At 75.1% G+C, this 21,942-nt stretch carries 21 protein-coding genes; 14 read left to right on the top strand and 7 right to left on the bottom strand.

The annotated features are described in order from the left end of the window. Positions 1-13 precede the first annotated feature (13 nt). The 7 genes from O7546_RS15095 (at position 14) to O7546_RS15065 (ending at position 9,642) form a co-directional block, all read left to right on the top strand. On the top strand, positions 14-1,801 hold the full coding sequence (locus tag O7546_RS15095) for a hypothetical protein (protein ID WP_281601117.1): 1,788 nt from the start codon (positions 14-16) through the stop codon (positions 1,799-1,801). Positions 1,802-2,093: 292 nt separating this feature from the next. Next, entirely contained in the window at positions 2,094-3,728 is a 1,635-nt protein-coding gene (locus O7546_RS15090) for a serine/threonine-protein kinase (protein ID WP_269697044.1), read from the top strand. Between the two features lie 54 nt (positions 3,729-3,782). Beyond that, the gene (locus O7546_RS15085) at positions 3,783-4,739 is read left to right on the top strand and encodes a hypothetical protein (RefSeq protein WP_281601116.1); all 957 of its coding nucleotides are present in this window, start codon (positions 3,783-3,785) and stop codon (positions 4,737-4,739) included. A 73-nt stretch (positions 4,740-4,812) separates the two neighbouring features. Next, complete coding sequence (locus O7546_RS15080) at positions 4,813-5,829, top strand: hypothetical protein (protein ID WP_194799411.1); 1,017 nt, start codon at positions 4,813-4,815, stop codon at positions 5,827-5,829. Between the two features lie 202 nt (positions 5,830-6,031). Next, positions 6,032-7,228: an MFS transporter gene (locus O7546_RS15075; protein ID WP_281601115.1), complete on the top strand. Its 1,197-nt coding sequence runs from the start codon at positions 6,032-6,034 to the stop codon at positions 7,226-7,228. An 80-nt stretch (positions 7,229-7,308) separates the two neighbouring features. Then, entirely contained in the window at positions 7,309-9,171 is a 1,863-nt protein-coding gene (locus O7546_RS15070; RefSeq protein WP_281601114.1) for a transketolase, read from the top strand. Positions 9,172-9,252: 81 nt separating this feature from the next. Then, a complete protein-coding gene (locus tag O7546_RS15065) occupies positions 9,253-9,642 on the top strand; it encodes a DUF2267 domain-containing protein (protein ID WP_194799414.1) in 390 nt (129 codons plus the stop codon). Between the two features lie 18 nt (positions 9,643-9,660). On the opposite strand, the gene O7546_RS15060 is transcribed toward O7546_RS15065, so the two are convergent. After that, positions 9,661-10,059: a YchJ family metal-binding protein gene (locus tag O7546_RS15060; protein WP_194799415.1), complete on the bottom strand. Its 399-nt coding sequence runs from the start codon at positions 10,057-10,059 to the stop codon at positions 9,661-9,663. A 79-nt stretch (positions 10,060-10,138) separates the two neighbouring features. Here O7546_RS15060 and O7546_RS15055 point away from each other — a divergent pair, with 79 nt between their 5' ends. Continuing rightward, positions 10,139-11,140 carry an aminoglycoside phosphotransferase family protein gene (locus O7546_RS15055; protein WP_194799416.1) on the top strand — a complete coding sequence of 334 codons (1,002 nt, stop codon included), beginning with the start codon at positions 10,139-10,141 and terminating at the stop codon, positions 11,138-11,140. Between the two features lie 3 nt (positions 11,141-11,143). On the opposite strand, the gene O7546_RS15050 is transcribed toward O7546_RS15055, so the two are convergent. The 4 genes from O7546_RS15050 to O7546_RS15035 all read right to left on the bottom strand — a co-directional run bounded on the left by O7546_RS15050 (position 11,144) and on the right by O7546_RS15035 (position 14,353). Next, entirely contained in the window at positions 11,144-11,785 is a 642-nt protein-coding gene (locus O7546_RS15050) for a class F sortase (protein ID WP_194799417.1), read from the bottom strand. A gap of 73 nt (positions 11,786-11,858) precedes the next feature. Then, a complete protein-coding gene (locus tag O7546_RS15045; protein ID WP_194799418.1) occupies positions 11,859-12,341 on the bottom strand; it encodes a hypothetical protein in 483 nt (160 codons plus the stop codon). A 243-nt stretch (positions 12,342-12,584) separates the two neighbouring features. Continuing rightward, positions 12,585-13,253 carry a response regulator transcription factor gene (locus O7546_RS15040; protein ID WP_281601113.1) on the bottom strand — a complete coding sequence of 223 codons (669 nt, stop codon included), beginning with the start codon at positions 13,251-13,253 and terminating at the stop codon, positions 12,585-12,587. Further along, positions 13,250-14,353 (bottom strand): sensor histidine kinase, encoded by a 1,104-nt coding sequence (locus O7546_RS15035; RefSeq protein ID WP_281601112.1) that lies wholly within the window; start codon positions 14,351-14,353, stop codon positions 13,250-13,252. Before O7546_RS15035 ends, O7546_RS15040 begins: the two co-directional genes overlap by 4 nt. Positions 14,354-14,522: 169 nt before the next feature. Here O7546_RS15035 and O7546_RS15030 point away from each other — a divergent pair, with 169 nt between their 5' ends. The 6 genes from O7546_RS15030 to O7546_RS15005 all read left to right on the top strand — a co-directional run bounded on the left by O7546_RS15030 (position 14,523) and on the right by O7546_RS15005 (position 19,905). After that, positions 14,523-14,939, top strand: coding sequence for a DUF6069 family protein (locus tag O7546_RS15030; protein ID WP_194799421.1), 417 nt, complete (start codon positions 14,523-14,525; stop codon positions 14,937-14,939). Between the two features lie 200 nt (positions 14,940-15,139). Then, positions 15,140-15,547, top strand: coding sequence for a YciI family protein (locus O7546_RS15025; RefSeq protein WP_281601111.1), 408 nt, complete (start codon positions 15,140-15,142; stop codon positions 15,545-15,547). 8 nt (positions 15,548-15,555) lie between these two features. Continuing rightward, positions 15,556-16,713 (top strand): DUF6596 domain-containing protein, encoded by a 1,158-nt coding sequence (locus O7546_RS15020; RefSeq protein WP_194799459.1) that lies wholly within the window; start codon positions 15,556-15,558, stop codon positions 16,711-16,713. Further along, positions 16,710-17,381 (top strand): uridylate kinase, encoded by a 672-nt coding sequence (locus O7546_RS15015; protein ID WP_281601110.1) that lies wholly within the window; start codon positions 16,710-16,712, stop codon positions 17,379-17,381. Before O7546_RS15020 ends, O7546_RS15015 begins: the two co-directional genes overlap by 4 nt. 43 nt (positions 17,382-17,424) lie before the next feature. Further along, on the top strand, positions 17,425-18,672 hold the full coding sequence (locus O7546_RS15010) for an MFS transporter (RefSeq protein WP_269697036.1): 1,248 nt from the start codon (positions 17,425-17,427) through the stop codon (positions 18,670-18,672). A gap of 48 nt (positions 18,673-18,720) precedes the next feature. Then, positions 18,721-19,905: a lycopene cyclase family protein gene (locus O7546_RS15005; protein ID WP_281601109.1), complete on the top strand. Its 1,185-nt coding sequence runs from the start codon at positions 18,721-18,723 to the stop codon at positions 19,903-19,905. Here the strand turns inward: O7546_RS15005 and O7546_RS15000 are convergent. Further along, complete coding sequence (locus O7546_RS15000; RefSeq protein WP_281601108.1) at positions 19,902-21,017, bottom strand: serine hydrolase domain-containing protein; 1,116 nt, start codon at positions 21,015-21,017, stop codon at positions 19,902-19,904. The two genes, O7546_RS15005 and O7546_RS15000, sit on opposite strands and share 4 nt — an antisense overlap. Positions 21,018-21,106: 89 nt before the next feature. After that, a complete protein-coding gene (locus O7546_RS14995; protein WP_194799426.1) occupies positions 21,107-21,895 on the bottom strand; it encodes a tyrosine-protein phosphatase in 789 nt (262 codons plus the stop codon). Positions 21,896-21,942 lie beyond the last annotated feature (47 nt).

Genomic DNA, 21,942 nt, shown 5'->3' with positions numbered 1-21,942 from the left:
CGGGGGGAGTGGCATGGCGGGTCGCGGGCGGCTGGACCGGCGCAGCGTGCTCGTCGCCGCGGGCGGGCTGGTGGTCGCCGGGATCGGCGTGCCGGTCGGGCTGGCCGCCACGAACGACAGGCCGCCGCCCCCGCCGCGCGGCCGGCGGCCGGTCAGCATGGCGATGCACCTGCACGCCTCGTTCAGCGAGGGCGTGGCCAGCTACGCCGCCCACCTCGACCAGGCCCGGCGCAACGGCGTCGACGTGCTGTGGTGGACCGACCACGACTTCCGGGTCGCCGCCCACGACCACCGCCGGGTCGTCCACTTCGACGGCCCGGAGGAACGCGAGGGCGGCCTGGCCTGGACCTGGCAGCCCGCCACCGAGGGACGGCTGACCGGCTCGGCCGCCGACTTCGTGGACGCGCCGGACGCCCCCGACGGCCCGGGCCGCGCGCTGCGCCTGACCGCCGCCGGTTCCGGCACCCACTGGTACGCGGGCAAGGCGTGGAACTGGACGCACACCTCAAACATCTCCGACACCACACTGCACCTCGACGTACGCCCCGAAGCCGCCGGCCGGGACGCCACGCTCACCGTGGAACTCGCACTGTCGCACCACCCGGCCGGACCCGGGCGGCCCGCCGGGCAGCTCGTGCTGCGCTACCGCCTCGGTGGCGTCGACATGGTCCGGCACACGGTGGACGGCCGGCACGGCACCGTCGAGCTGCCCGCCCCGCCCGGCGCGTGGCGGCGGCACACGTTCGGCCTGCTCGCCGACGTACGGCGGCTCTGGCCCGACATCGTCGCCGGGGACAACTCGCTGCGCGGACTGCGCCTCGGCGTGACGGTGGCCGGTGGCGGGCGCGGCGCCTACCTGGTGGACCGGCTCGTCTTCGACCGCGCCCGCCGCGCCGGCCAGGCGGGCGAGGAGATGCGCGCCGAGGTGCTGCGCGGCTACGACGGCGCGTACCCCGGCGTCACCCACCACCGGGCGTACGAGGTGTCGATGGTGCGGCACCTCAACTGGTTCGGCGGCGACGGCACGCTGCCGCGCTTCCCGTCCCCGCCGTACCGGGACAACGACGTCGACGCCACCGAGCGGATGGTGGAGTTCCTGCACGCGCACGGCGGCGTGGTGTGCTGGAACCACCCGCTGGACGTGGAGCGGCGCGAGTCCCTGGCCCGCCTGCTGGTCAGCCGCGACGCGCTCGGCGTCGACCTGATCGAGATCGGACGCCGGCCGGTCGAGGACCACCTCTGGGCGTACGACGTGGCGGCCCGCAACGCGATCCCGCTCACCGCCGTGGGGGTCACCGACGACCACGACGGCACCGACTGGCGGGCCGGCCGGGACCGCAACGTCACGTCGGTGTGGGCGGCCTCGACCGGCCGGGACGACCTGGTCGCGGCGCTGCGCGCCGGGCAGGCGTGGTTCGCCGACCTGGCCGGCTACCGGGGCGCGCTGGACCTGGAACTGGGCGGCCGCAGCGCGATGGGCGCGCTCGCCGTGCTCACCGAGGACACCGTCACGGTGCGGCTGCGCGCCACCGACCTGCCCGCCGGGGCCACGCTGGAGACGGTCACCGGTGAGGTCGACCGGGCCGGTGTCGCGGACCCGACACCGGCGGTCCGGGTCGATCAGGTGCCCTGGCGGCAGTTGCGGCAGGGCTGGTACGACCTGCCGGTGCGCGTCGGCGCCGGCACGTACGTCCGCACCCAGGTCCGCGACCGCGACGGCGAGATCGTCGGCGCGAGCAACCCGCTCTGGCTGCTCCGCACCCCTCCACCCGCAGGAATCCCCCCACCCCGCCGCCGCTGACCCGCGCCCCGCTACCTCTCCGCCGATCATGAAGTTGGCGGCGATGTCTGTCCTTTTTGTTCCTGTCAACTTCATGATCGACGAGCTGACTGTGGTTGCCGGGGTCTGGTAGTCGTGGCGGTGTGTCCGATACCGACCACCTGTCGTGCCGCGCCGTGCCGCCCGAGCGCCCGGGCGCCGGACGGCGCCCGGAAGCAGCCGTTGCGGCGATGGCCCGTGGCTGCGCCACGGTGAGAATGACGAGCGAGGCGGCGTCCGACATCCGCCCGTGGGACGCCGTGGAGTCTGTCGCATGAGCGGCTGGGAACTGTCCGGATACACCCCGGTCCGCCGGCTCGGCGCCGGCGCGTCGGGCAGCGTCGTGCTCGCCACCCACGACGCGACCGGCACCCCCGTCGCGATCAAGTACCTGATCCGCGACCTGGGCGAGGACTCGGCGTTCCGGAGCGCGTTCCGCACCGAGGCCCGGCTCCTCGGCGAGATCGACGACCCGCACGTCAGCCGCCTCTACGAGTACGTGGAGAGCCCGCACGGCGCGGCCATCGTGATGGAACTGGTCGACGGTGTCTCACTGCGCCAGATGCTGCGCGAACACGGCCCGACCACACCCGAGGCCGCGCTCTGCGTCCTCAAGGGCTCACTCGCCGGCCTGGCCGCCGCGCACGGCCACGGTGTCGTGCACCGCGACTACAAACCGGAGAACGTGCTGGTCACCGGTGCCGGGCTGAGCAAGCTCGCCGACTTCGGCATCGCCATGCCGATCGGCCAGGGCTCCGACACCACGGTGTCCGGCACGCCCCGCTACATGGCCCCCGAGCAGTGGACCGGTGCCCCGGCAAGCCCCGCGTGCGACGTCTACGCCGCCACCGCCACGTTCTTCGAGTGCCTCACCGGCCGTCCCCCGTACCAGGGACCGGACCTGCTCTCCCTGCGCGACCAGCACGCCAGCGCGCCGATCCCCGCCGAGGCGGCACCCCCGCCGGTGCACGAACTGCTGCGCCACGGCATGGCCAAACGCCCCGACGAGCGCCCGCCGTCCGCCGAGGCGTTCTTGGAACTGCTGGAACGGGTCGCCGGCACCGGCTACGGCCCGGAATGGGAGGAACGCGGGCTGCGCGAGCTGGCCCGGCGGGCAGTGCTGCTGGCCGCGCTGTGGCCGTTCCCGGAGCGGGCCGAGGGCGGCACCGCCGTCGCGCACACCGAACTCGGCACGACCACCACCGGCCGGGGCGGACGGTTCCGCAAGGGCCGCACCCGTACCGCCCTGGCGGCGGGCGCCCTGGTCGCCGCCGTCCTGGCCGGGGGCGCCGGCTACAGCTACGCCGCCCACGACGACACGTCCGCCGCGGGTCCGACCGGCTCCGCGAGCGCCGCCCCCGTCACCACCGGCGCACCCGTACCGGACCCGACCGGCGCCGAGACGCCCAGCCCGTCACCGACACCCGGCCCGTCCACCGTGTCCGCCGCGCCGCCACCACCCGCGCCGTCGGCCACCCCCGACCCGACCGGCACGCCGACCCGCACCGGCACACCCACCCCCAGCGCGTCACGCACCACCAGCCCGCCGCCACCGGACGTGACCGCGCCGGTCGTGGACGGCGTCAGCGCCGACCCGGGCGAGCTGGACCCGAAGGGCTGCCCCTACGGCGCCAAGAGCAGCACCGTCACCGCCACCGTCACCGACGACCGCAGCGGCCCGGCCGCGCTCACAGTCACCTTCGGCTACACAGTCGATGGCGCCACCGGCACGATCCGGATGGCCGCCACCGGGCGTGGGCTGTTCACCGGCACGCTCGGCCCGCTGTCCACGCCCAAGCGCAGCGCCCGCATCCCCGTCCGGGTCACCGCCGCCGACGCCGCCGGCAACACGACCACCTCGACGTCACCGGTGTACGTGACGCTCTACCACGACTGCACCCCCGGCTAGGAGTACGACAGTGCCCGCTGCCCCGCACCGCAGCCCGTCCCGGGGACGGTCGGCGTGACCCGCCCCGACGAGCCCACCGAGGCGCTGCCCACCCGCGCCCTGCCGATCACCGGCGAGGCGGACGCCGCCGAACCCACGGTCCACCTGGCCGCGATCCCCGGCGGGGACGACCGCACCGCAGACCTCGCCGCCTCGGCCACGCCGACACCGCCGGATGCCGAACCGACTGTGCACCTGCGCCCAGGCCGGGCAGACGACGCGGGCGAGGCGACCGTTCATCTTCCGGCCGCTTCGGACAGCGGGGCGGGGCAGGCCACCGTCTACCCGCGTCCGAGCGCGGAAACGGCCCAGCGCCCCGGCGCGGAACCGACCGCAGCGTGGCAGCCCACCGCCTCCTGGCAGCCCACCGGCGTACCGCATCACTGTCACACCACAGGGACGGCGGCGACGGGCGCCGGGGCGTACCCGGATCGGAGCGGCCACACGCGGGCGGCGAGTGGCGTGCCGGCCCCCGGCGGTGAGCTGCGCTTCGGGCCGGGCGTGCCGGCGACGCCGCCGCCCGCGCCGCCCTGGCCCACCGCGCCTCCGATCCGCCGGCGCCCGGTCTGGCGTCGCGTCGTCTCGGTGCTGTCCACGCTGCTCACCGTGGTGCTGCTGCTGACTGTCGGCCTCTATCTGTGGCAGCGGCTGCGCCCGCTGGAGGTCGAGGGGGTCACCGTCGCGGTGCCCCGGCCTGCGGGTGTCGCCTGCGACGTGACAGTCGACGTGGTGGCCACCGTGCGCACCAACGGGCGCGGCGGGACGATCAGGTACCAGTGGTTCCGCTCCGACGCGCCACCCGGTGCCGTTCTCACCGAGCGGGTCGGCAGCGGGCAGCACACCACGGCCCTCACCCTCAAGTGGACGTTCACCGGGGTCGGGACGACCACCGGCATCGCCACCGTCAACATCATCGAACCGACGACGGCGCAGGCCGGCACGCGCGTCGTCTACCGCTGCCCCGGAGGCTGACCGCGTTTCCCCGCACGCGCGTCGGGGTAGCCCCACCCGAACAAACCTGGACCACGCACGTGGAGGCCCTTCGATGAGAGACAACTTCGGGGACGCGGTGGGCGACGCGTTCCGTTCGGTGATGCTGTTCCTGCCCAAGGCGGTCGCGTTCGTCGCGATCCTGGTCGTCGGCTGGCTGATCGCCAAGGCCGTGCTGAAGCTCGTCGACAAGGTGCTGGAGCGGGTCCACTTCGACCGGGCCGTGGAGCGCGGCGGGATCAAGACCGCGCTGGCCCGCTCGAAGTACGACGCCAGCGACATCGTCGCGAAGCTGGCCTACTACGGCGTTCTGCTGGTCACGCTCCAGCTCGCGTTCGGCATCTGGGGCCCGAACCCCATCTCCGACCTGATCGCCGGCGTGATCGCCTGGCTGCCCCGGGCGTTCGTCGCCATCGTCATCGTGGTGGTCGCCGCGGCCATCGCCCGCGCGGTGAAGGACATCATCTCCAGCGCGCTCGGCGGCCTCTCGTACGGCCGGGTGCTGGCGAACCTCGCCTCGGTGTTCATCCTGGGCCTCGGTGTCATCGCCGCGCTCAACCAGATCGGCGTCGCCACCACCGTCACCACCCCGGTGCTGATCGCGGTGCTCGCCACCGTCGGCGGCATCCTGGTCGTCGGTGTCGGCGGCGGGCTGGTCCGGCCGATGCAGAGCCGCTGGGAGAACTGGCTGACCCGGGCCGAGGAGGAGTCGCGCACCATCGCCACGCACGCCCGCGCCTACCAGGCCGGTCGGCGTGACGTCGAGGCCCGCCTGGCCGCCACCGGCCCGTACGCGGATTCCGAGCTGACCCAGCCGGTGAGCCGCGACGCCGAGGCGGACCGCACCCAGCCGGTCCCGGCGTACCCGGGCACCCAGTCGGCCGCCGCCGCGGACGCCACCGGGCCGGTGCCGTCGCAGGCGGGCGTGGAGGCCACGCAGCACATCCCCGCGTACGCGGACTCCGAGCGCACCCAGCCGACCACGCCACGCCAGCCGACGGCCGAGCAGGCCGCGGACAGCGAGGCCACCATGGTCATTCCGCAGGCCGACGTGGACAAGTTCCGCCGCTGACCCGACAGCGGCGACGAATCGGGGCGGGACCGCACGGTCCCGCCCCGATCGCGTGCCCGCCGGGACCACCCGACCGCCTCTCGGCGGATAGGATCCCGGCATGACCTGGCGATGTTGATGCCTTCCTGAGCGACGAGGCCGCGGGCCGCCGCGGACGCCGTGCATTCCGACCGGTGTCCGTCACGTCCCGTGGGAAGGTTCCATGCTCGTCGCTCCTGCCCGCGTGCCCGCGACCCGCCGTCTGGCGGCGACGCTCTACGGGTACGCGTTCCTCACCGACCTCGTCCTGCTCTACCCGCTCTACGTGCTGCTGTTCGCCGACACCGGGTTGTCGGTCGGGCAGATCTCCTCGCTGTTCGTGCTCTGGGCGGCCGCCGGCATCGTGCTGGAGGTGCCCTCCGGCGTGTGGGCCGACGCGGTGTCGCGCCGCCTGCTGCTCTGCCTGGCGCCGCTGCTGGCCGCCGCCGGGTTCGCACTCTGGGTGCTGCTGCCGTCCTATCCGGCGTTCGCCGCCGGCTTCCTGCTCTGGGGCGCCGGGGGCGCGCTGCGCTCCGGCGCGCTGGAGGCGCTCGTCTTCACCGAGCTGCAACGCCTCGGCGCGGCCGACAGGTATGCCCGGCTGATCGGCCGGACCCGCACCGCCGAGGTGCTCGGCGCGGTCGGCTCGGGGGTGCTCGCCGGGCCGGTGTTCGCGCTCGGCGGCTACCTCGCCGTCGGCGCGGCGAGCGTGGCGGCGTGCCTGCTGGCGGCTGCTGTCGCGGCCCGCTTCCCGGAACACCGCCGGCCGCCGGCCGCTCCGGTCCCGGCGGTGGACGACGATGAGCCCGGCTGGCTGGACAGCCTGCGCGTGGGCCTGCGCGAGGTGCGGGCCGACCGCCGCGTCCGCGCCGCCGTGCTGCTGGTCGCGGCGGTCACCGCGATCTGGGGCGGGCTCGACGAGTACACCGGCCTGCTGGCCGCCGACACCGGCATGGCCGAGGTGGGCGTACCGCTGCTGCTCCTGCTGGTGTGGGCCGGGATGACTGTGGGCGGGCTGCTCGCGCCGCTGGGCGAGCGGCTGTCCCACCGCGGGTACGCCGGTCTGCTGGTGTTCGCGGCCGCGGCGACCGCTGCCGGGGCGCTGCTGCGGCACCCGGCGGGGTTCGTGCTGCTGGCGGCGGCGTTCGCCGCGTTCCAACTGGCCACCGTGCTCGCCGACGTGCGGCTCCAGGCCCGGATCACCGGATCGGCCCGGACCACCGTCACCTCGGCCGCCGGAATGGCCACCGACCTGACCATCGTCGCCTTCTACGCCGGGTACGGGCTGCTCGCCGGCGCGGTGGGGAACCCGGCTGCCTTCGCGGTCGCGGTGCTGCCGTACCTGCTGGTGGCGCTCTGGCTGCTCACCGGTCGAGCATGAATCGCCAGAAAGGGGACCAATGGTCGCGTGCGCGGCCTAGCGTTGGTCCGGGAATTCGGCGACCCCGGGAGACGATCGCGGTGACGTTGGAAGCAGAGCGCACGCTGCGCGACGAGGAGCTGACCGGGCTGGCGGACCTGGCCGCCCAGCTACGGGTGGACGCGATCAGGTGCAGCACGATGGCCGGCTCCGGGCATCCCACGTCCAGCCTGTCCGCCGCCGACCTGCTCGCCGTGCTCGTCGCCCGGCACCTGCGCTACGACTGGTCCTACCCGGGCAACCCCGGCAACGACCACCTGATCTTCTCCAAGGGACACGCCTCCCCACTGTTGTACGCGGTGTTCCGCGCCACCGGCGCGATCAGCGAGCAGGAGCTGCTGGAGACGTACCGGCGATCCGGGTCGCGCCTGCAGGGCCACCCCACGCCGGTGCTGCCCTGGGTGGACGTCGCCACCGGCTCGCTCGGGCAGGGCCTGCCGGTCGGCGTCGGGGTGGCGCTCGCCGCCCAGTACCTCGACCGGTCACCAGCACACGTCTGGGTGCTCTGCGGCGACAGCGAGACCGCCGAAGGGTCGGTGTGGGAGGCGCTGGACAAGGCCGGCCACTACGGTCTGCGCAACCTCACCACGATCGTGGACGTCAACCGGTTCGGCCAGCGCGGCCCCACCGAACTGGAGTGGGACCTGGACACCTACCGGCGGCGCGTCGAGGCGTTCGGCTGCCAGGCGATAGTCGTCGACGGTCACGACCTGGGCGCGATCGACGAGGCGTACGGGCAGGCCCGCGACGCGACCGGGCCGACAGTGGTCCTGGCCCGTACGGTCAAGGGCAAGGGCGTACCCGCGGTGGAGAACGACCCGTCCTGGCACGGCAAGCCGTTCGACCCGGAGCTGGCCGATCGGGCCGTCCGGGCGCTCGGCGGGCCCCGGCGCATCCGGGTCGCCGGACCGAAACCACCGGCCGCGCCGCGCACCGCCCCGGCCGAGCACGGGCAGCCGGAGCTGCCGCGATACGAGCGTGGCGCGAAGGTCGCCACGCGGGACGCGTACGGTGACGCGCTGCGCGCCCTCGGCGCCGCCCGGCCCGACGTGGTCGCGCTCGACGGCGAGGTCAGCGACTCCACCCGGGCGGAGCGCTTCGCCACCGCGTACCCGGATCGGTTCTTCCAGATGTTCATCGCCGAACAGCAGCTCACCGCCGCGGCGGTGGGCCTGGCGGTGCGCGGCTACCGGCCGTTCGCGGCGACGTTCGCCGCGTTCTGGTCCCGGGCCTACGACTTCATCCGGATGGCCGGGGTGTCCCGGGCCGACATCGCGCTGGTCGGGTCGCACGCCGGGGTGGAGATCGGCGCGGACGGCCCGTCCCAGATGGGGCTGGAGGACATCGCCGCGCTGCGGGCCGTGCCCGGCTCCACGGTGCTCTGCCCGGCCGACGCGGTCTCCTGCGCGGCCCTCGTCGCCCAGATGCCCGACCACCCGGGCATCACCTACCTGCGCACCACGCGTGGCAAGTACCCGGTGCTCTACGACGACGCCGAGCCGTTCCCGATCGGCGGCAGCCGGATGGTGCGCGACGGCGGCGACGTGGCGCTGCTCGGCACCGGCGTGACGGTGCACCTGTGCCTCGCCGCCGCCGACGAACTGACCCGCGAGGGCATCGACGCCCGGGTGATCGACATGTACTCGATCAAGCCGGTGGACCGGCAACGCCTGGCCGAGACCGTCGTGGAGACCGGCGGGCGGCTGGTAGTGGTCGAGGACCACTACCCGGAAGGTGGGTTGGGCTCCGCGGTGCTGGAGGCGCTCGCCGACCTGGGCGAACCGGCCCGGGTCAACCACCTGGCGGTACGCGGGCTGCCCGGTTCCGGCACCCCTGCCCAGCAGTTCGACCGGGCCGGTATCGGCGTCGGCGCGATCGTCTCGGCGGCGCGGGCCCTGGCCTGAGCGCCTGTTCGCCGGGGCCGGCGGTGTTTGCGGCGGCCGGCGGCGGGTAGCCACGCTGCCGTTGCGACGGGAGGACGGACGATGGCCGAACCGGAGTTCTACGCGCGGGTGTCCGCCCGCGCCGGCGTGCCGGTCGAGACGGCCCGCGCGCTGACCGAGGCGACGCTGCGCACGCTCGCCGAACGGATCAGCGGCGGCGAGGCCGACGACCTGTCCGCGCACCTCGCGCACGAGCTGCGTCCGCTGCTGGCCCGCGCCCGGGTCGAGGACCCGGAGGTCTTCGGGTACGACGAGTTCCTGCGCCGGGTCGCCGAGCGCTCCGGCGCGACCCCGTCCGACGCCGAGCGCGGCGCGCGGGCGGTGTTGCAGGCGCTGCACCGGGTGATCGGGCCGGCCCAGTTCAACCGCGCGCTGTCCCAGCTACCCCGCGAGATCGCCGAGCTTGCCCAGCCCACCCCCCGCCCGGCCTGACCGCGCCCGGCCTGACCGTCACTCGGGCAGTGCGTCCAGATAGACCCAGCGGCCGTCCTCGCGGGCGAAGCGGCTGTGCTCGGCCAGCACGCCCGCCCGGCCACTCTCGCGGTAGTGCGCCCGGAACCGGACCGTACCGGCGCTGTCGAACAGGCCGCCCTGCCCGGTCTCCACGATCTCCAGCCGGGTCCAGCGGGTGCCCGGGTCCAGCTCCAGCCGCTCGGGGCGGGTGCTGGAGTGCCAGCTGTGCCGCAGGTACGCGGCGTCGCCGAGCGCGAACGCGCTGAACCGGGACCGCATCAGCGCCTCCGCGGTCGCCGCCGTCGCCTCGCCCCGGTGGACCGGGGCGCAGCAGTCCGCGTACGGCCGGCCGGTGCCGCACGGGCACACCGCCGGACTTTGACCCCGTTTCGCCATGCCACGATTCTCCCAAGCGCCGGGGCGGTGCCCAGCAGGGGCCCTTCCCGGCACCTCGACGCACTAGGCTCCCCGGACCATGAGCGTGAGTCCTACTCAGCGTGCTCTCGACCCCGCGCAGGTCCGCCGCTACCTCACCGCCTCGCTCGGATCCGGCGCCGAGGTGGCCGACTGCGGGCCGCTGACCGGTGGCGGCTTCGCCGCCGTCTGGTGGGTACGCCTCACCGACGGCCGCGAGGTGGTGCTCAAGGTCGGTCCGCCGCCGCACGTGCCGTTGCTGCGCTACGAGCGGGACATGATCGGCGCGGAGGCGCACTACCTGCGCCTGGTGGCCGACCGCGCACCGGGGGTGCCGACGCCGGCGCTGCTGCGGCACGGAACCGACCCCGAGCTGGGCGACTGGCTGCTCATGGCGCGGCTACCGGGGCGTACCCTCTGGGACCTGAGCCAGGCCGGCGCGGACGTCGGTCCGCTGCGCGCCGAGTTCGGCCGCGCGCTCGCCGCGCTGCACACGGTCACCGGCGAGCGGTACGGCTACGACGGCGACCGGGCCTCCGGCGCGACGTGGCGGGACGCGTACACGGCGATGGTGGACGACATGCTCGCCGATGCCGCGGATTGGGCGGTGCCGCTGCCGGTGCCCGCCTCCCGGATCCGGGAGCTGGTGGCGCGGCACGCGGCGGTGCTCGACGCGGTCGACCGCCCGGCGCTGCTGCACTTCGACGGCTGGGCCGGGAACGTGCTCGCCGTCGACGGGCCGGACGGCACGCCGCGCCTGAGCGGCCTGGTCGACGGCGAGCGGTACCTGTGGGGTGACCCGCTGATGGACCTGGTGTCGCCGCTGCTGTTCCGCCGCGCCGAGGACGAGCCGGACGACCCGCTGGTGCGCGCCTACCGGGCGGCGGCGCCGTTCCCGCTCGACGCCGGGGCGCGGCGGCGGCTCGGGCTCTACCGGCTCTACCTCTACCTGCTGATGACCGTCGAGATGCCCAGCCGGAACATCACCGCCGACAACGACCCGGGCCGGGTGGAGCTGCTGGCGGAACTCCTCGGCGCGGAGCTGGCCGACCTGGCGGACTGAGCGTCACCGGGTCGCGGTGGCGAAGACGACGATGTTGTCCGGGTAGCTGCCGGTGCGCGGGTCGAACCGCCCGCCGCACGTGATCAACCGGAGCCGCGCCGCCGCGTCGCCGCCGTAGACCCGCGCGGTGGGGAAGCGCTCCTTCGGGTACGCCCCGACGCCGTCCACAGTGAACGTCGCGGTCCGGCCGTCGGCCCGCAGCACCCGGATCGTGTCGCCGCCGCGCAGCCGCCCGAGGTCGAAGAAGACCGCCGGGCCGTGCTGCGAGTCGACGTGCCCGACCAGCACCGCGTTGCCGGCCTGGCCGGGGGCGGGACCGGGGTGGTACCAGCCGGTGACCTCCGGGCGGTCCAGCGGTGGCACCTCGAGCGCGCCGTCCGCGTCGGTGGCGACCGGGACGATCTCGGCGTCGACGCCGATGCGCGGGACGGTGACCCGGACCGGCGTGGACCGGGGGAGCGCCGGACCTGCCGTACCCGGCCGTTCGGTGGCGGGCGCGGCGGAGACGCCGGGCTGCGGTGGTGACGCCGATGTGGTGCCGAGCCCGGCCGAGACCAGGCCGGTGCCGGTGGCGGCGGCGACGGTGACGGCGGTGACCAGGACGGCGGTGTGCAGGCGCGACCGGCGCTGCGACTCCGACAGCATCCCACCTCCGTTCGACGGGGACGCGGCGCCCGCGCCGGAGCATCCGGCGCGGGCGGACCGCCCGGCGAGCCGGTCAGGCTACGGCGTCCGCGCGGCGCCGGCGGATGACCGCGTACGCGCCACCGGCGAGCGCCCCGGCGGCCAGCACGCCACCGGCGATCAGCACTCCGGTGTCGCCGTCGCGCCCGCCGCCACCGGCCTGCGCACCACCGATCGGCGTGACGGTGAACGTGGCGCTGCCGCCGTCGCTGCCGTCGCCGCAGGTGGTGGCCACGGTGTACGTGCCGAGCGTGAACCCGGCGGTGAACAGTTCGGCGCTCAGGCCACCGCCCGCGGCCGCAGTGGTGGACCGGACGTTCTGGTCCCGGTCCGGGCCGGTGACCCGGAAGATCGCGTCACCGGCGTTCGGGTTGCACGTGGTGGTCAGCACGACGGTGCCGCCGACCGGGGTGGTGGCGGGTGAGACTCTGGTGTCCGCCAGCGCGGCGGCCGGGAGCAGCAGTGCGCCGAGGCCCACGCCGAACGCCGCCGATCCGAGAAATGACTGTGCCTTCATCCGCGTCTTCCCTCACTTTTCGTCCGCTGTAGGCGTGGGACGTCGTTCGGGTGGCCAACTCCGTGACGAGCACCGGTGTGGCCAACACTAGGAGGGTTGCGGCGGTCACTGGGGGTAATTGAGAAATCTTCGTTGCCGTCCGGTGTGCTCCCTGCCGCCACGAGACGGCGGACATGCCGGGCCAGGCCGGACGGCGAGCCGTCCCGGTTCGGTACGTCTGGGTCCGCTGTCCGGTTCGGTTGCCTACCGGACCGGCGGCTCCGGCCGGACCAGTCCGGTGTCGTACGCGAGCACCACCGCCTGGATCCGGTCGCGCAGGCCCAGCTTGGTGAGGATCGCCGAGACGTGGGTCTTCACGGTGGCGGTGCTCAGGTGCAGCCGGGCGGCGATCTCCGCATTGGACAGTGCCCGCGCGGTGAGCGTCAGCACCTCCCGCTCGCGCGCGGTCAGCACGGCGAGCACGTCGCCGGTGGGCGCGGGCGCGGGCAGGCGTTCGGCGTACCGGTCCAGCAGCCGCCGGGTCACTGTGGGCGCGAGCAGGGCCTCGCCGCGCGCCACCACGCGTACCGCCTCGACGAGGTCGGCCGGGCGGGTGTCCTTGAGCAGGAACGCGCTCGCCCCGGCGCGCAGCGCGGCGTAGACGTGTTCGTCCAGGTCGAACGTGGTCAGCATGACCACCCGGGCCGGGTTGCCGGCGGCCACCAGGTCCCGGGTGGCCGCGATGCCGTCGCGCCGGGGCATCCGCACGTCCATCAGCACCACGTCCGGCCTCGTCCGCGTCGCCACCGCGACCGCCTCGACGCCGTCGGCGGCCTCGCCGACCACGCTCAGGTCGGGCCGCGCGTCGAGGACTGTGCGCAGCCCGGCGCGGATCAGCTCCTGGTCGTCGGCGACCACCACCCGCACGGTCACCGGCCCGCTCCGACCGGCAGTCGCGCGTGGACCCGGAACCCGCCGGCCGGCAGCGGGCCGGCGTCCAGCGTGCCGCCGAGCAGCCGGGCCCGCTCCCGCATGCCGACGATGCCGCGCCCGGTGGGCGTACCGGGCCGGCGGGCGGGCGCCGGGCCGTCGTTGACGACCTCCAGCCGCAGTACGCCGTCGCGGTAGTGGACGTCCACGTCGGCGCGGGTGGCGTGCCCGTGGCGCAGCGCGTTCGTCAGTGACTCCTGCACGATCCGGTACGCCGACAGCTGCACCCCGCCGGGTAGCGCCTCGCCGTCGCCCTCCCGGTGCAGCGTCACCGGCAGACCGACCGCCCGTACCGCGTCGGCGAGCGCGTCGAGCTGCGCCAGCCCCGGCTGTGGCCCGCCCTGCTCGGACCCGTCGTCGACGGCGAGCGCGTGCAGCATGGACCGTAGTTCGGTCAGCGCCGACCGGGCCGCCGTGTCGATCGCGGCGAGCGCGGCCCGGGCCTGCGCCGGGTGCTCGTCGAACACGTCCTCGGCGGCGCCGGCCTGCACCGCGATGACCGCGACGTGGTGCGCCACCACGTCGTGCAGTTCCCGGGAGATGCGTTCCCGCTCGGCCGCCAGCACCTGCCGTTCCCACGCGCAGCGCCGTTGCGCCTGGCCCCGTTGCAGTTCGCCGAGCGTCCAGCTCAGGGCCAGCGCGGTCACCGCCAGCAGCAGGTCCCGCCAGCCGCCGGTGACCAGCTTCCACGGTGTGGGCGCCAGCAGCAGTCCGAGTGCGACGAGCGAGTACCGGGGCGGGCGCAGCCGGGCCACGTACGCCATCGGGATGGCGACCAGGCCGAGCCAGCCGAGCTGCGGGCAGAGCGCCTCCAGGCCGACGCCCGCGAGCGCGGCGACGCCGGCGGCGTACCCCGGGTGGCGCCGGATCCACAGCAGACAACTCGCCTGCGCGACGGCGAGGCCGACCGCGACGGCGGTCGCGCCGGGCGTGTCCGGGCCGGCGTCGGAGGCCAGTAGCGCGAGCAGGCACACGGCGAGGCTCGCGGTGGCGATGCCGCCGTCGAACAGCAGCAGGAACCGGGACCGGGACGCGCACCTCATGTCCGGATGCTAGGCCGCCGGTCCACCGCTTCTCATCGGTCGCCGGACGGAGATCCGGGCCGGTGGTCGGTCCGGCGGCGGAGCCGGGAACCGCTCCGTGGCCCGATCCGCGCGGCGGCAGGCCGGACCTAGCGTTTCCGGCAGTCGTCCCGATGTGGAGGAGTCACCGATGGAGACCACGATCCCGACCGTCGCCGCCCGCCCGAACCGCCGCCGGGACCGTCTGCTCGCGGTGTTCGCGGCGACCGTCGCCGCGCTGCTGGGATGGGTGGTCGCGGTACCGGTCGCCGGGGTGGAGCTGATAACGCGCAGCGGCTCCGCCGACCAGCGGGTGACGCCGGTGGCGGTGGTGGTGAGCACGCTGCTAGCCGGGCTGGCCGGCTGGGCGCTGCTGGCCCTGCTGGAGCGGCTCACCGCCCGCGCCCGGACGGCCTGGACGGTGGTCGCGGGCCTGGTGCTGCTGGTGTCGCTGCTCGGGCCGCTGGGCGGGGGAGTGGGGGGCGCGGCGACGCTGACGCTGGTGGCGCTGCACCTGGTCGCGGGCGCGGTGCTGATCACCGGCCTGCGCCGGACCGCCGCCCGCTGACGGCCGGGCGATCCGCTGACGGGTCCGGGCCGCCGCGACGGGGGCGGGCGGCTCGGACCACCAGAACCAGCCTCCTAGGATGCCCTACACGAGGTGACGCCCGAAATTCCTCCGCCACCGATGTCGAGAACGGACGGGCAGCTTCGTCCCCGGAGTGAACGCGGCCAGAATGGGCCGCACGACTCCACGAGGAGACACTCATGAAGTACCTGCTCCTGAAGCACTACCGCGGCGGCCCGACTCCGGTCACCGACATGCCGATGATCGACAAGTGGACGCCGGAGGAGATCTCCGCGCACGTGAACTACATGCAGGAGTTCGCGGCGCGGCTCCAGGAGAGCGGCGAGTACATCGACGGCCAGGCGCTCGCCCCGGAGGGCACGTTCGTCCGCTACGACGGCGAGGGACGCCCGCCGGTCACCGACGGCCCGTTCGCCGAGACGAAGGACCTCATCGCCGGCTGGATGGTGATCGACGTGGACAGCTACGAGCGCGCGCTCGAACTGGCCGGTGAGCTGTCGGCCGCGCCGGGGCAGGGCGGCAAGCCGATCCACGAGTGGCTGGAGCTGCGCCCGTTCCTGACCGCGCCGCCGACCATCACCGAGTGATCCGTCCGATGGACGAGGTCGCGCTCCGCAGCCTCATCCCGGGCGTGCTCGGTGTCCTCGTCCGCCGCGGAGCCGACTTCGCGGCGGCCGAGGACGCCGTGCAGGACGCGCTGATCGAGGCGCTGCGCGTCTGGCCGGCCGACACGCCCCGCGATCCGCGCGGCTGGCTGGTCACAGTGGCGTGGCGGCGGTTCCTCGACGTGGTCCGCGCCGACGCCGCCCGGCGCCGGCGTGAGGACCTCGTGGACGAGGAGCCGCCACCCGGCCCGGTGCCGGCGGTGGACGACACGCTGCGGCTCTACTTCCTCTGCGCGCATCCGTCGCTGAGCCCGTCGTCGGCCGTCGCGTTGACGCTGCGTGCCGTCGGCGGGCTCACCACCCGGCAGATCGCGCAGGCGTACCTGGTGCCGGAGGCCACCACGGCGCAGCGGATCAGCCGCGCCAAGCGCACCGTCTCCGGGGTCCGGTTCGACCAGCCCGGTGACGTCGCCACCGTGCTGCGGGTGCTGTACCTGGTGTTCAACGAGGGCTACTCCGGCGACGTGGACCTGGCGGCCGAGGCGATCCGGCTCACCCGGCAGCTCGCCGCCGCGATCGACCATCCGGAGGTGGCCGGGCTGCTCGCGCTCATGCTGCTGCACCACGCCCGCCGGGCCGGGCGGACCGCGCCCGACGGCAGCCTGGTGCCGCTGGCCGAGCAGGACCGCGGCCGGTGGGACACGACGCTGATCGCCGAGGGTGTGGGCATCCTCCAGACCGCCCTGTCCCGGGATCGGCTGGGCGAGTTCCAGGCCCAGGCCGCCGTCGCGGCGCTGCACGCCGACGCGCCCACCGCGGCGGAGACCGACTGGGTGCAGATCGTCGAGTGGTACGACGAACTGGTCCGCCTGACCGGCAGCCCGATCGCCCGGCTCAACCGGGCGGTGGCGGTGGGCGAGGCGGACGGCCCGCGCGCCGGGCTGGCGGCGCTCGCGGCGCTGGACGACACGCTGCCCCGGTACACGGCGGTGGCCGCTTACCTGCACGAACGCGACGGCGACCCGGACCGGGCGGCCGCGCTGTACGCGGAGGCGGCCCGCCGGGCGTCCAGCCTGGCCGAACGCGACCACCTGAACCGGCAGGCGGCCCGCCTCAACAGCCGCCGCCCGGCGCGGGCCGACGGATGACCGGGACGCGGGGGCGGGTGCTGGCCCGGCTCGCCGACGACCTCGCCGCGCGCCGTCCGCCGCACCCGCTGCGGGTGGCCGTCGACGGCCCTGATGCGGCGGGCAAGACCCGGCTGGCCGATGACCTGGCCGAGGTGCTGGGGCAGCGGAGGCCGGTGCTCCGGGTGAGCGTCGACGGCTTCCACCGGCCCGCCGCGGTCCGCCGGGCGCGGGGGCCGCTGTCGCCGGAGGGCTACTACCGGGACGCGTTCGACCACGAGACGCTGGTGGAGCGGGTGCTGCGCCCGCTCGGACCCGGCGGTGACCGGCGGTACCTGCGGGTGGCGTACGACCTGCGCGCCGAGAAGCCGGTTCCCGCGGCGCGGGTGACCGCGCCGGCGGACGCGGTGCTGCTCCTCGACGGGGTGTTCCTGCTCCGGCCGGAGTTGCGGTCGCACTGGGACGTGACGGTCTACCTGCACGTGGAGCCGGCCGAGACGCTGCGCCGGGCACTGATCCGCGACCTGGAGGTGTTCGGCTCGGCCGAGGAGGTGCGCCGCCGGTACCGGGCGCGCTACCTGCTGGGGCAGGCGCGGTACCGGGCCGAGGCGAACCCGGCGCGGCACGCGGACGTGGTGCTCGACGTGGCCGACCCGCTCGCGCCGGTGGTGCTCGCCTGGCGGGCGTAAAACCGGTCGGCAGGGTTCATCGCCGCTGGTAGGTTGCCTCGCCGTGACGGGGGAACGGCTCGGCGGGCGCTTCGCCCGACTGTGGACGGCGAGCACGCTGTCCGCGCTGGGGAGTGGGACGGCGACGGTGGCGGCGCCGTTGTACGTGGCGTCGATCACCGACGATCCGCTTGTGGTGTCGGCCGGGGCGGCGGTGTCGTGGCTGCCGTGGCTGCTGTTCGCGCTGCCCGGTGGCGTGCTGGCCGACCGGGTGGACCGGCGGCGGCTGATGGTGCTCATCGACTGGGTACGCGTCGGCGCGCTCGCGGTGCTCGCCGCGGCGATGCTCGCCGACCGGGCCGGGATCGCGCTGCTCTACGCGGTGCTGTTCGTGGTTAACACCGGTGAGGTGGTGTTCCGGACCGCCGCGCAGGCGGTGCTGCCGGCGGTGGTGCCGCGCTCCCTGCTGGAACGCGCGAACGGCTGGCTGGGCGGCGGCACCCAGGTGATGCAGAACATGATCGCCGGCCCACTCGGCGGGTTCCTGTTCGTGCTGGCGGCGTCGCTGCCGTTCGCCCTCAACGCCGGCACGTACGCGCTGAGCGCCGTGCTGGTCGGGCTGCTCGCCGGGACGTACCGCGGCGGGCCGGCGCCGGACGGGCGGCGGTCGGTGCGGGCGGAGGTCGCGGAGGGGTTCCGCTGGCTGTGGCGGCAGCGGCTGCTGCGCACCATGACCGTGCTGATCGGCCTGCTCAACGTCACGCTCACCGCCGCCGTGGCGGTGCTGGTGCTGCTCGCCACCGAGCGGCTGGGCCTCGGCTCGGTCGGCTACGGCGCGTTGTTCACCTGCATGGCGGTCGGCGGGGTGCTCGGCTCGCTGGTGGGGGACCGGCTGATCGCCGCGATCACGCCCACCTGGACGGTGCGGACCGGGCTGCTGGTCGAGGCGGGACTGCACCTGGCGCTCGCCGCGTCCCGCAGTGCGGCCGTGGTCGGGTTCGCGTTGTTCGCGTTCGGGGCGCACAGCGCGTTGTGGAACATCGTGGCGAACTCGCTGCGGCAGCGGCTCACCCCGCCGGAGCTGATGGGCCGGGTCGGCAGCACCACGTTGTTCGTCGCGGCTGGTGGCAACTGTGTCGGCGCGCTGCTCGGTGGCGTGGTGGCGGCCCGGTTCGGCATCACCGCGCCGTACTGGGTGGGTTTCGCGGTGGCGGTCGCGGTGATCGCCGCGACGTGGCGGGTCTTCGACCGGGCGACGGTGGCCGCCGCCTATGCCGACCCGGCCCCGCAGAAGCCCGCGCCGGTGGCCTGAGCGCGGGTCGGCCGGTGACCGCATGCGCCGATGTGGCAGCGTGGCCGGATGCACGCTTCCTTCCCGGTCGACGTCGACCTCGCGCTGGTCGGCGGCGGCGGCGCCGCATCCCTGGTCCTGGCCGCGCTGGACCGCCACGGCGTGACCGGGCTGCGGGTCGCGGTGGTCGACCCGGTGCACAAGCGCGGCCAGGACCGCACCTGGGCGTTCTGGGGTCTGCCCGGCGACGACCTCGACCCACTGCTGAGCGCGAGCTGGTCGCGGGTCGACGTGGTCACGCCGGCTGGCCGCCGCGTCCTCACGCTCGACCCCCTGCGGTACGCCATGCTCCGCTCCGCCCCGGTCTACGACCGGGCTGCCGGGGCCGAGCGGCGGCTGGACGCGGTCCGGATCAGCGTCCCGGCGGGGGAGTTGCACGACGACGGTGAGCGGGTCACGGTCCGTGACCCGGACGGGCGAGACCTGGTGCGGGCCGGGTGGGTGCTCGACTCGCGGCCCCGGCGGCCCCGGCGGCCGGGGCGGACCAGCTGGTTGCAGCACTTCCGGGGCTGGTGGCTGGCCGCCGACCGGTCGACGTTCGATCCGCAGCGGGCAGTGCTGATGGACTTCCGCACGCCGCAGCCGCAGCGTGGCGTCTCCTTCGGGTACGTGTTGCCTGTCGACGACCGGTTCGCGCTGGTCGAGTACACCGAGTTCGGGCCGGAACTGCTCGACGACGCGGGCTACGACGCGGCGCTGCGCGGGTACGCCGACCTGCTCGGCCTGGACCTGACCGCGCTGCGGGTGCGGGAGGTCGAGGACGGTGTGATCCCGATGACCGACGGACCGTTCGAGTCCCGTCCCAGCCCTCGAGTGGCGCGGCTGGGCACCGCGGGTGGGGCGACCCGCCCGTCCACCGGATTCACGTTCTCCGCGATGCTGCGCCAGGCCGACCAGGTGGCACTGGCGCTCGCCGCCGGCCGCCCGCCGGTGCCGGCGCCCGCGTACCCGGGACGGCACCTGTGGATGGACGCGGTGGCGCTGCGCGCGCTGGACCGGGGGCACGTCGGCGGGGTGGAGTTCTTCGAGCGGCTGTTCGACCGCAACCCGCCGGAGCGGGTGCTGCGCTTCCTCGACGGCGTGACCAGCCCGGCCGAGGACCTGGCGGTGATGCGGTCCAGCCCGCTGCTGCCGATGACCGGCGCGGTGCTCGGCGACGCGGCCGGGCGGCTGCGGGCCCGCCTGCGCCGCTAGCCTCGGTGGCCGGTCGCCTCGGCGACGCGGTCGCGTACCAGCGTCCGCAGCCTCTCCATCGGGTCGCCGTCGCCCGCGCCGAGCCGGTTGCGCACCGCCGCCACCGTCAACCCCAGGTTCGGGTACGCGAACGCGAGGCTCCCGCCGCTACCCGCGGTGCCGAACGATCCGTCGTCGACCGCGTACCCGAGCCCGAACGTGCTCTCCTGCCCGAACACCCACTCCGGTGCGCGGACCGCCGGGGCGGACACGTCCCGCATCCGCCCGGCGGAGATCAGCCGGACCCCGTCGACCGGGCCGAGCAGTGCCGCGTACATCCGGGCCACCGCGCGGGCGCTCATCGTGCCGACCGACGGCACGTCGGCGCGTAGCACGTCGGGGCGGGAGCCGATGACGGTGTCCGGCCGTACGCCGGGTGGCGCGACCGCGTCGAAGTGCGGCAGGTTGGCCCCGGCCCAGGTCATCAGCGCGGACAGGCCGGCGTCCTCCAGCCGCGCCAGCCGGGGCAGGTCCGCCTCCGGTACGCCGAGGAACAGTTCCCGGTCCACGCCGAGCGGCCCGGACACCTCCTCGGCGAGCACCCGCGACACCGGGGCGCCGGTGACCCGCCGCACCACCTCGCCGACCAGCCAGCCCCACGTCCAGGCGTGGTACGCCAGCCGCTCGCCGGGTGCCCACAGCGGCCGTGCGCCGGCGAGCAGGTCGCACATGCGCGTCCAGTCGGTGAAGTCCTCGGGTGTGACGTCGGCGGGCAGCGCTGGCAGGCCGGCGGTGTGGGTGAGCACGTGCCGCAGCGTGATGCCGTCCTTGCCGTGCCGGGCGAACTCCGGCCACACGGCGGCCAGCGGCAGGTCGTAGTCGAGCCGTCCCCGCTCGGCCAGCACGTGCACCACTGTGGCGGTGAGGCCCTTGCCGGTGGAGACCGCGTGCACGGGCGTGTCGGCGGTCATCGGCCGGCCGGTGGTGGTGTCGGCGAGCCCGGCCTGCTCGGCGACGATCGCGACCCCGCCCAGGTACGCGGCCACCTGCACACCGGTCTCCCGGCCGGAGGAGACCAGCTCGTCGAGCGTCGCCCGTACCTCGGCCCGCAGGCCGTCCCACCGCGTGTCCACGATCCCGCAGCGTGCCAGACCGTGGCAGCGGCGTCGTCTGCTTTTCGTGGGAACGGCGACGGCGCCCGGTATCGGCGGCCGGAGGTGCTCTACCGGGCGGCCGGCGTCGGCGTACTGCCGGTGGTGCCCTGGGTGGGCAGCGGGATGGAGTCACCGGTGAGCAGCCGGGCGCGCAGCGCGTCGATCGTCTCCTCGCCGACACCGAGCCGGCCGGTCACGTACCCGTGCACCGAACCGTGCGCGGCCCGCAGCTCGGCCAGCACCAGCCGGATGATCTCGGCCGGTGCCCGCCCGTACGCCGGCCAGCCCGGCGTCGCGCCGCCGTTGCGGTCCCGCCACTCGGCCACCAGACGGTCGGTGGCGTGCTCGGTGAGCGCGAAGTCCGCAGCGATCTGGTCGTCGTCCACGCCGAGCACTGACAGCACCAGCGCGGCGAGCAGCCCGGTGCGGTCCTTGCCGGACGCGCAGTGGAACACCAGCGGGTGCTCGCCGTCCGCGATCACCTCGATCGCCTGCCGTAGCTCGGCCACGCCGTCCTCGGCCACCTCGGCGTACCGGTCGGCCAGGTAGCGCCACGGGTCCACGTCGGGGTCGATGTCGGCCTGCACGTACGGCCGGTGCTCGATGCTCAGGTTGTGCCAGGTGACGCCGAGGCTCTCCGGGGCCCGGCCGCGGTCGGCGATCTCCCACGGGTACCGCAGGTCGATCACGGTGCGCACGCCGAGCGCCGCGAACCGTTCCAGATCGGCACCGGCGAGCTTGGCCAGCGAGTCGGAGCGGTATAGGCGGCCCCGGGCGACGGCGCGGCCGTCCCCGGTCCGCCAGCCACCGAGGTCACGGAAGTTGCAGAGCGTGGCGAAGTCCGGGGGAGTGGTCATGCTCGCACGCTAGCCGGGCGCGGCGGGTCGGGTGGTCCCGCGCGCCC

It is taken from the genome of Micromonospora sp. WMMA1976 (assembly GCF_027497335.1).
GTDB lineage: Bacteria > Actinomycetota > Actinomycetes > Mycobacteriales > Micromonosporaceae > Micromonospora > Micromonospora aurantiaca.
This window is presented reverse-complemented; position numbering and strand designations above follow the sequence as displayed.

Bases quoted from the DNA above. Each gene is read 5' to 3' on its own strand.
- O7546_RS15095 (WP_281601117.1), top strand. From the start codon at position 14: ATGGCGGGTCGCGGGCGGCTGGACCGGCGCAGCGTGCTCGTCGCCGCG.
- O7546_RS15090 (WP_269697044.1), top strand. From the start codon at position 2,094: ATGAGCGGCTGGGAACTGTCCGGATACACCCCGGTCCGCCGGCTCGGC.
- O7546_RS15080 (WP_194799411.1), top strand. From the start codon at position 4,813: ATGAGAGACAACTTCGGGGACGCGGTGGGCGACGCGTTCCGTTCGGTG.
- O7546_RS15075 (WP_281601115.1), top strand. From the start codon at position 6,032: ATGCTCGTCGCTCCTGCCCGCGTGCCCGCGACCCGCCGTCTGGCGGCG.
- O7546_RS15065 (WP_194799414.1), top strand. From the start codon at position 9,253: ATGGCCGAACCGGAGTTCTACGCGCGGGTGTCCGCCCGCGCCGGCGTG.
- O7546_RS15060 (WP_194799415.1), bottom strand. From the start codon at position 10,059: ATGGCGAAACGGGGTCAAAGTCCGGCGGTGTGCCCGTGCGGCACCGGC.
- O7546_RS15055 (WP_194799416.1), top strand. From the start codon at position 10,139: ATGAGCGTGAGTCCTACTCAGCGTGCTCTCGACCCCGCGCAGGTCCGC.
- O7546_RS15050 (WP_194799417.1), bottom strand. From the start codon at position 11,785: ATGCTGTCGGAGTCGCAGCGCCGGTCGCGCCTGCACACCGCCGTCCTG.
- O7546_RS15045 (WP_194799418.1), bottom strand. From the start codon at position 12,341: ATGAAGGCACAGTCATTTCTCGGATCGGCGGCGTTCGGCGTGGGCCTC.
- O7546_RS15035 (WP_281601112.1), bottom strand. From the start codon at position 14,353: ATGAGGTGCGCGTCCCGGTCCCGGTTCCTGCTGCTGTTCGACGGCGGC.
- O7546_RS15030 (WP_194799421.1), top strand. From the start codon at position 14,523: ATGGAGACCACGATCCCGACCGTCGCCGCCCGCCCGAACCGCCGCCGG.
- O7546_RS15025 (WP_281601111.1), top strand. From the start codon at position 15,140: ATGAAGTACCTGCTCCTGAAGCACTACCGCGGCGGCCCGACTCCGGTC.
- O7546_RS15020 (WP_194799459.1), top strand. From the start codon at position 15,556: ATGGACGAGGTCGCGCTCCGCAGCCTCATCCCGGGCGTGCTCGGTGTC.
- O7546_RS15015 (WP_281601110.1), top strand. From the start codon at position 16,710: ATGACCGGGACGCGGGGGCGGGTGCTGGCCCGGCTCGCCGACGACCTC.
- O7546_RS15005 (WP_281601109.1), top strand. From the start codon at position 18,721: ATGCACGCTTCCTTCCCGGTCGACGTCGACCTCGCGCTGGTCGGCGGC.
- O7546_RS14995 (WP_194799426.1), bottom strand. From the start codon at position 21,895: ATGACCACTCCCCCGGACTTCGCCACGCTCTGCAACTTCCGTGACCTC.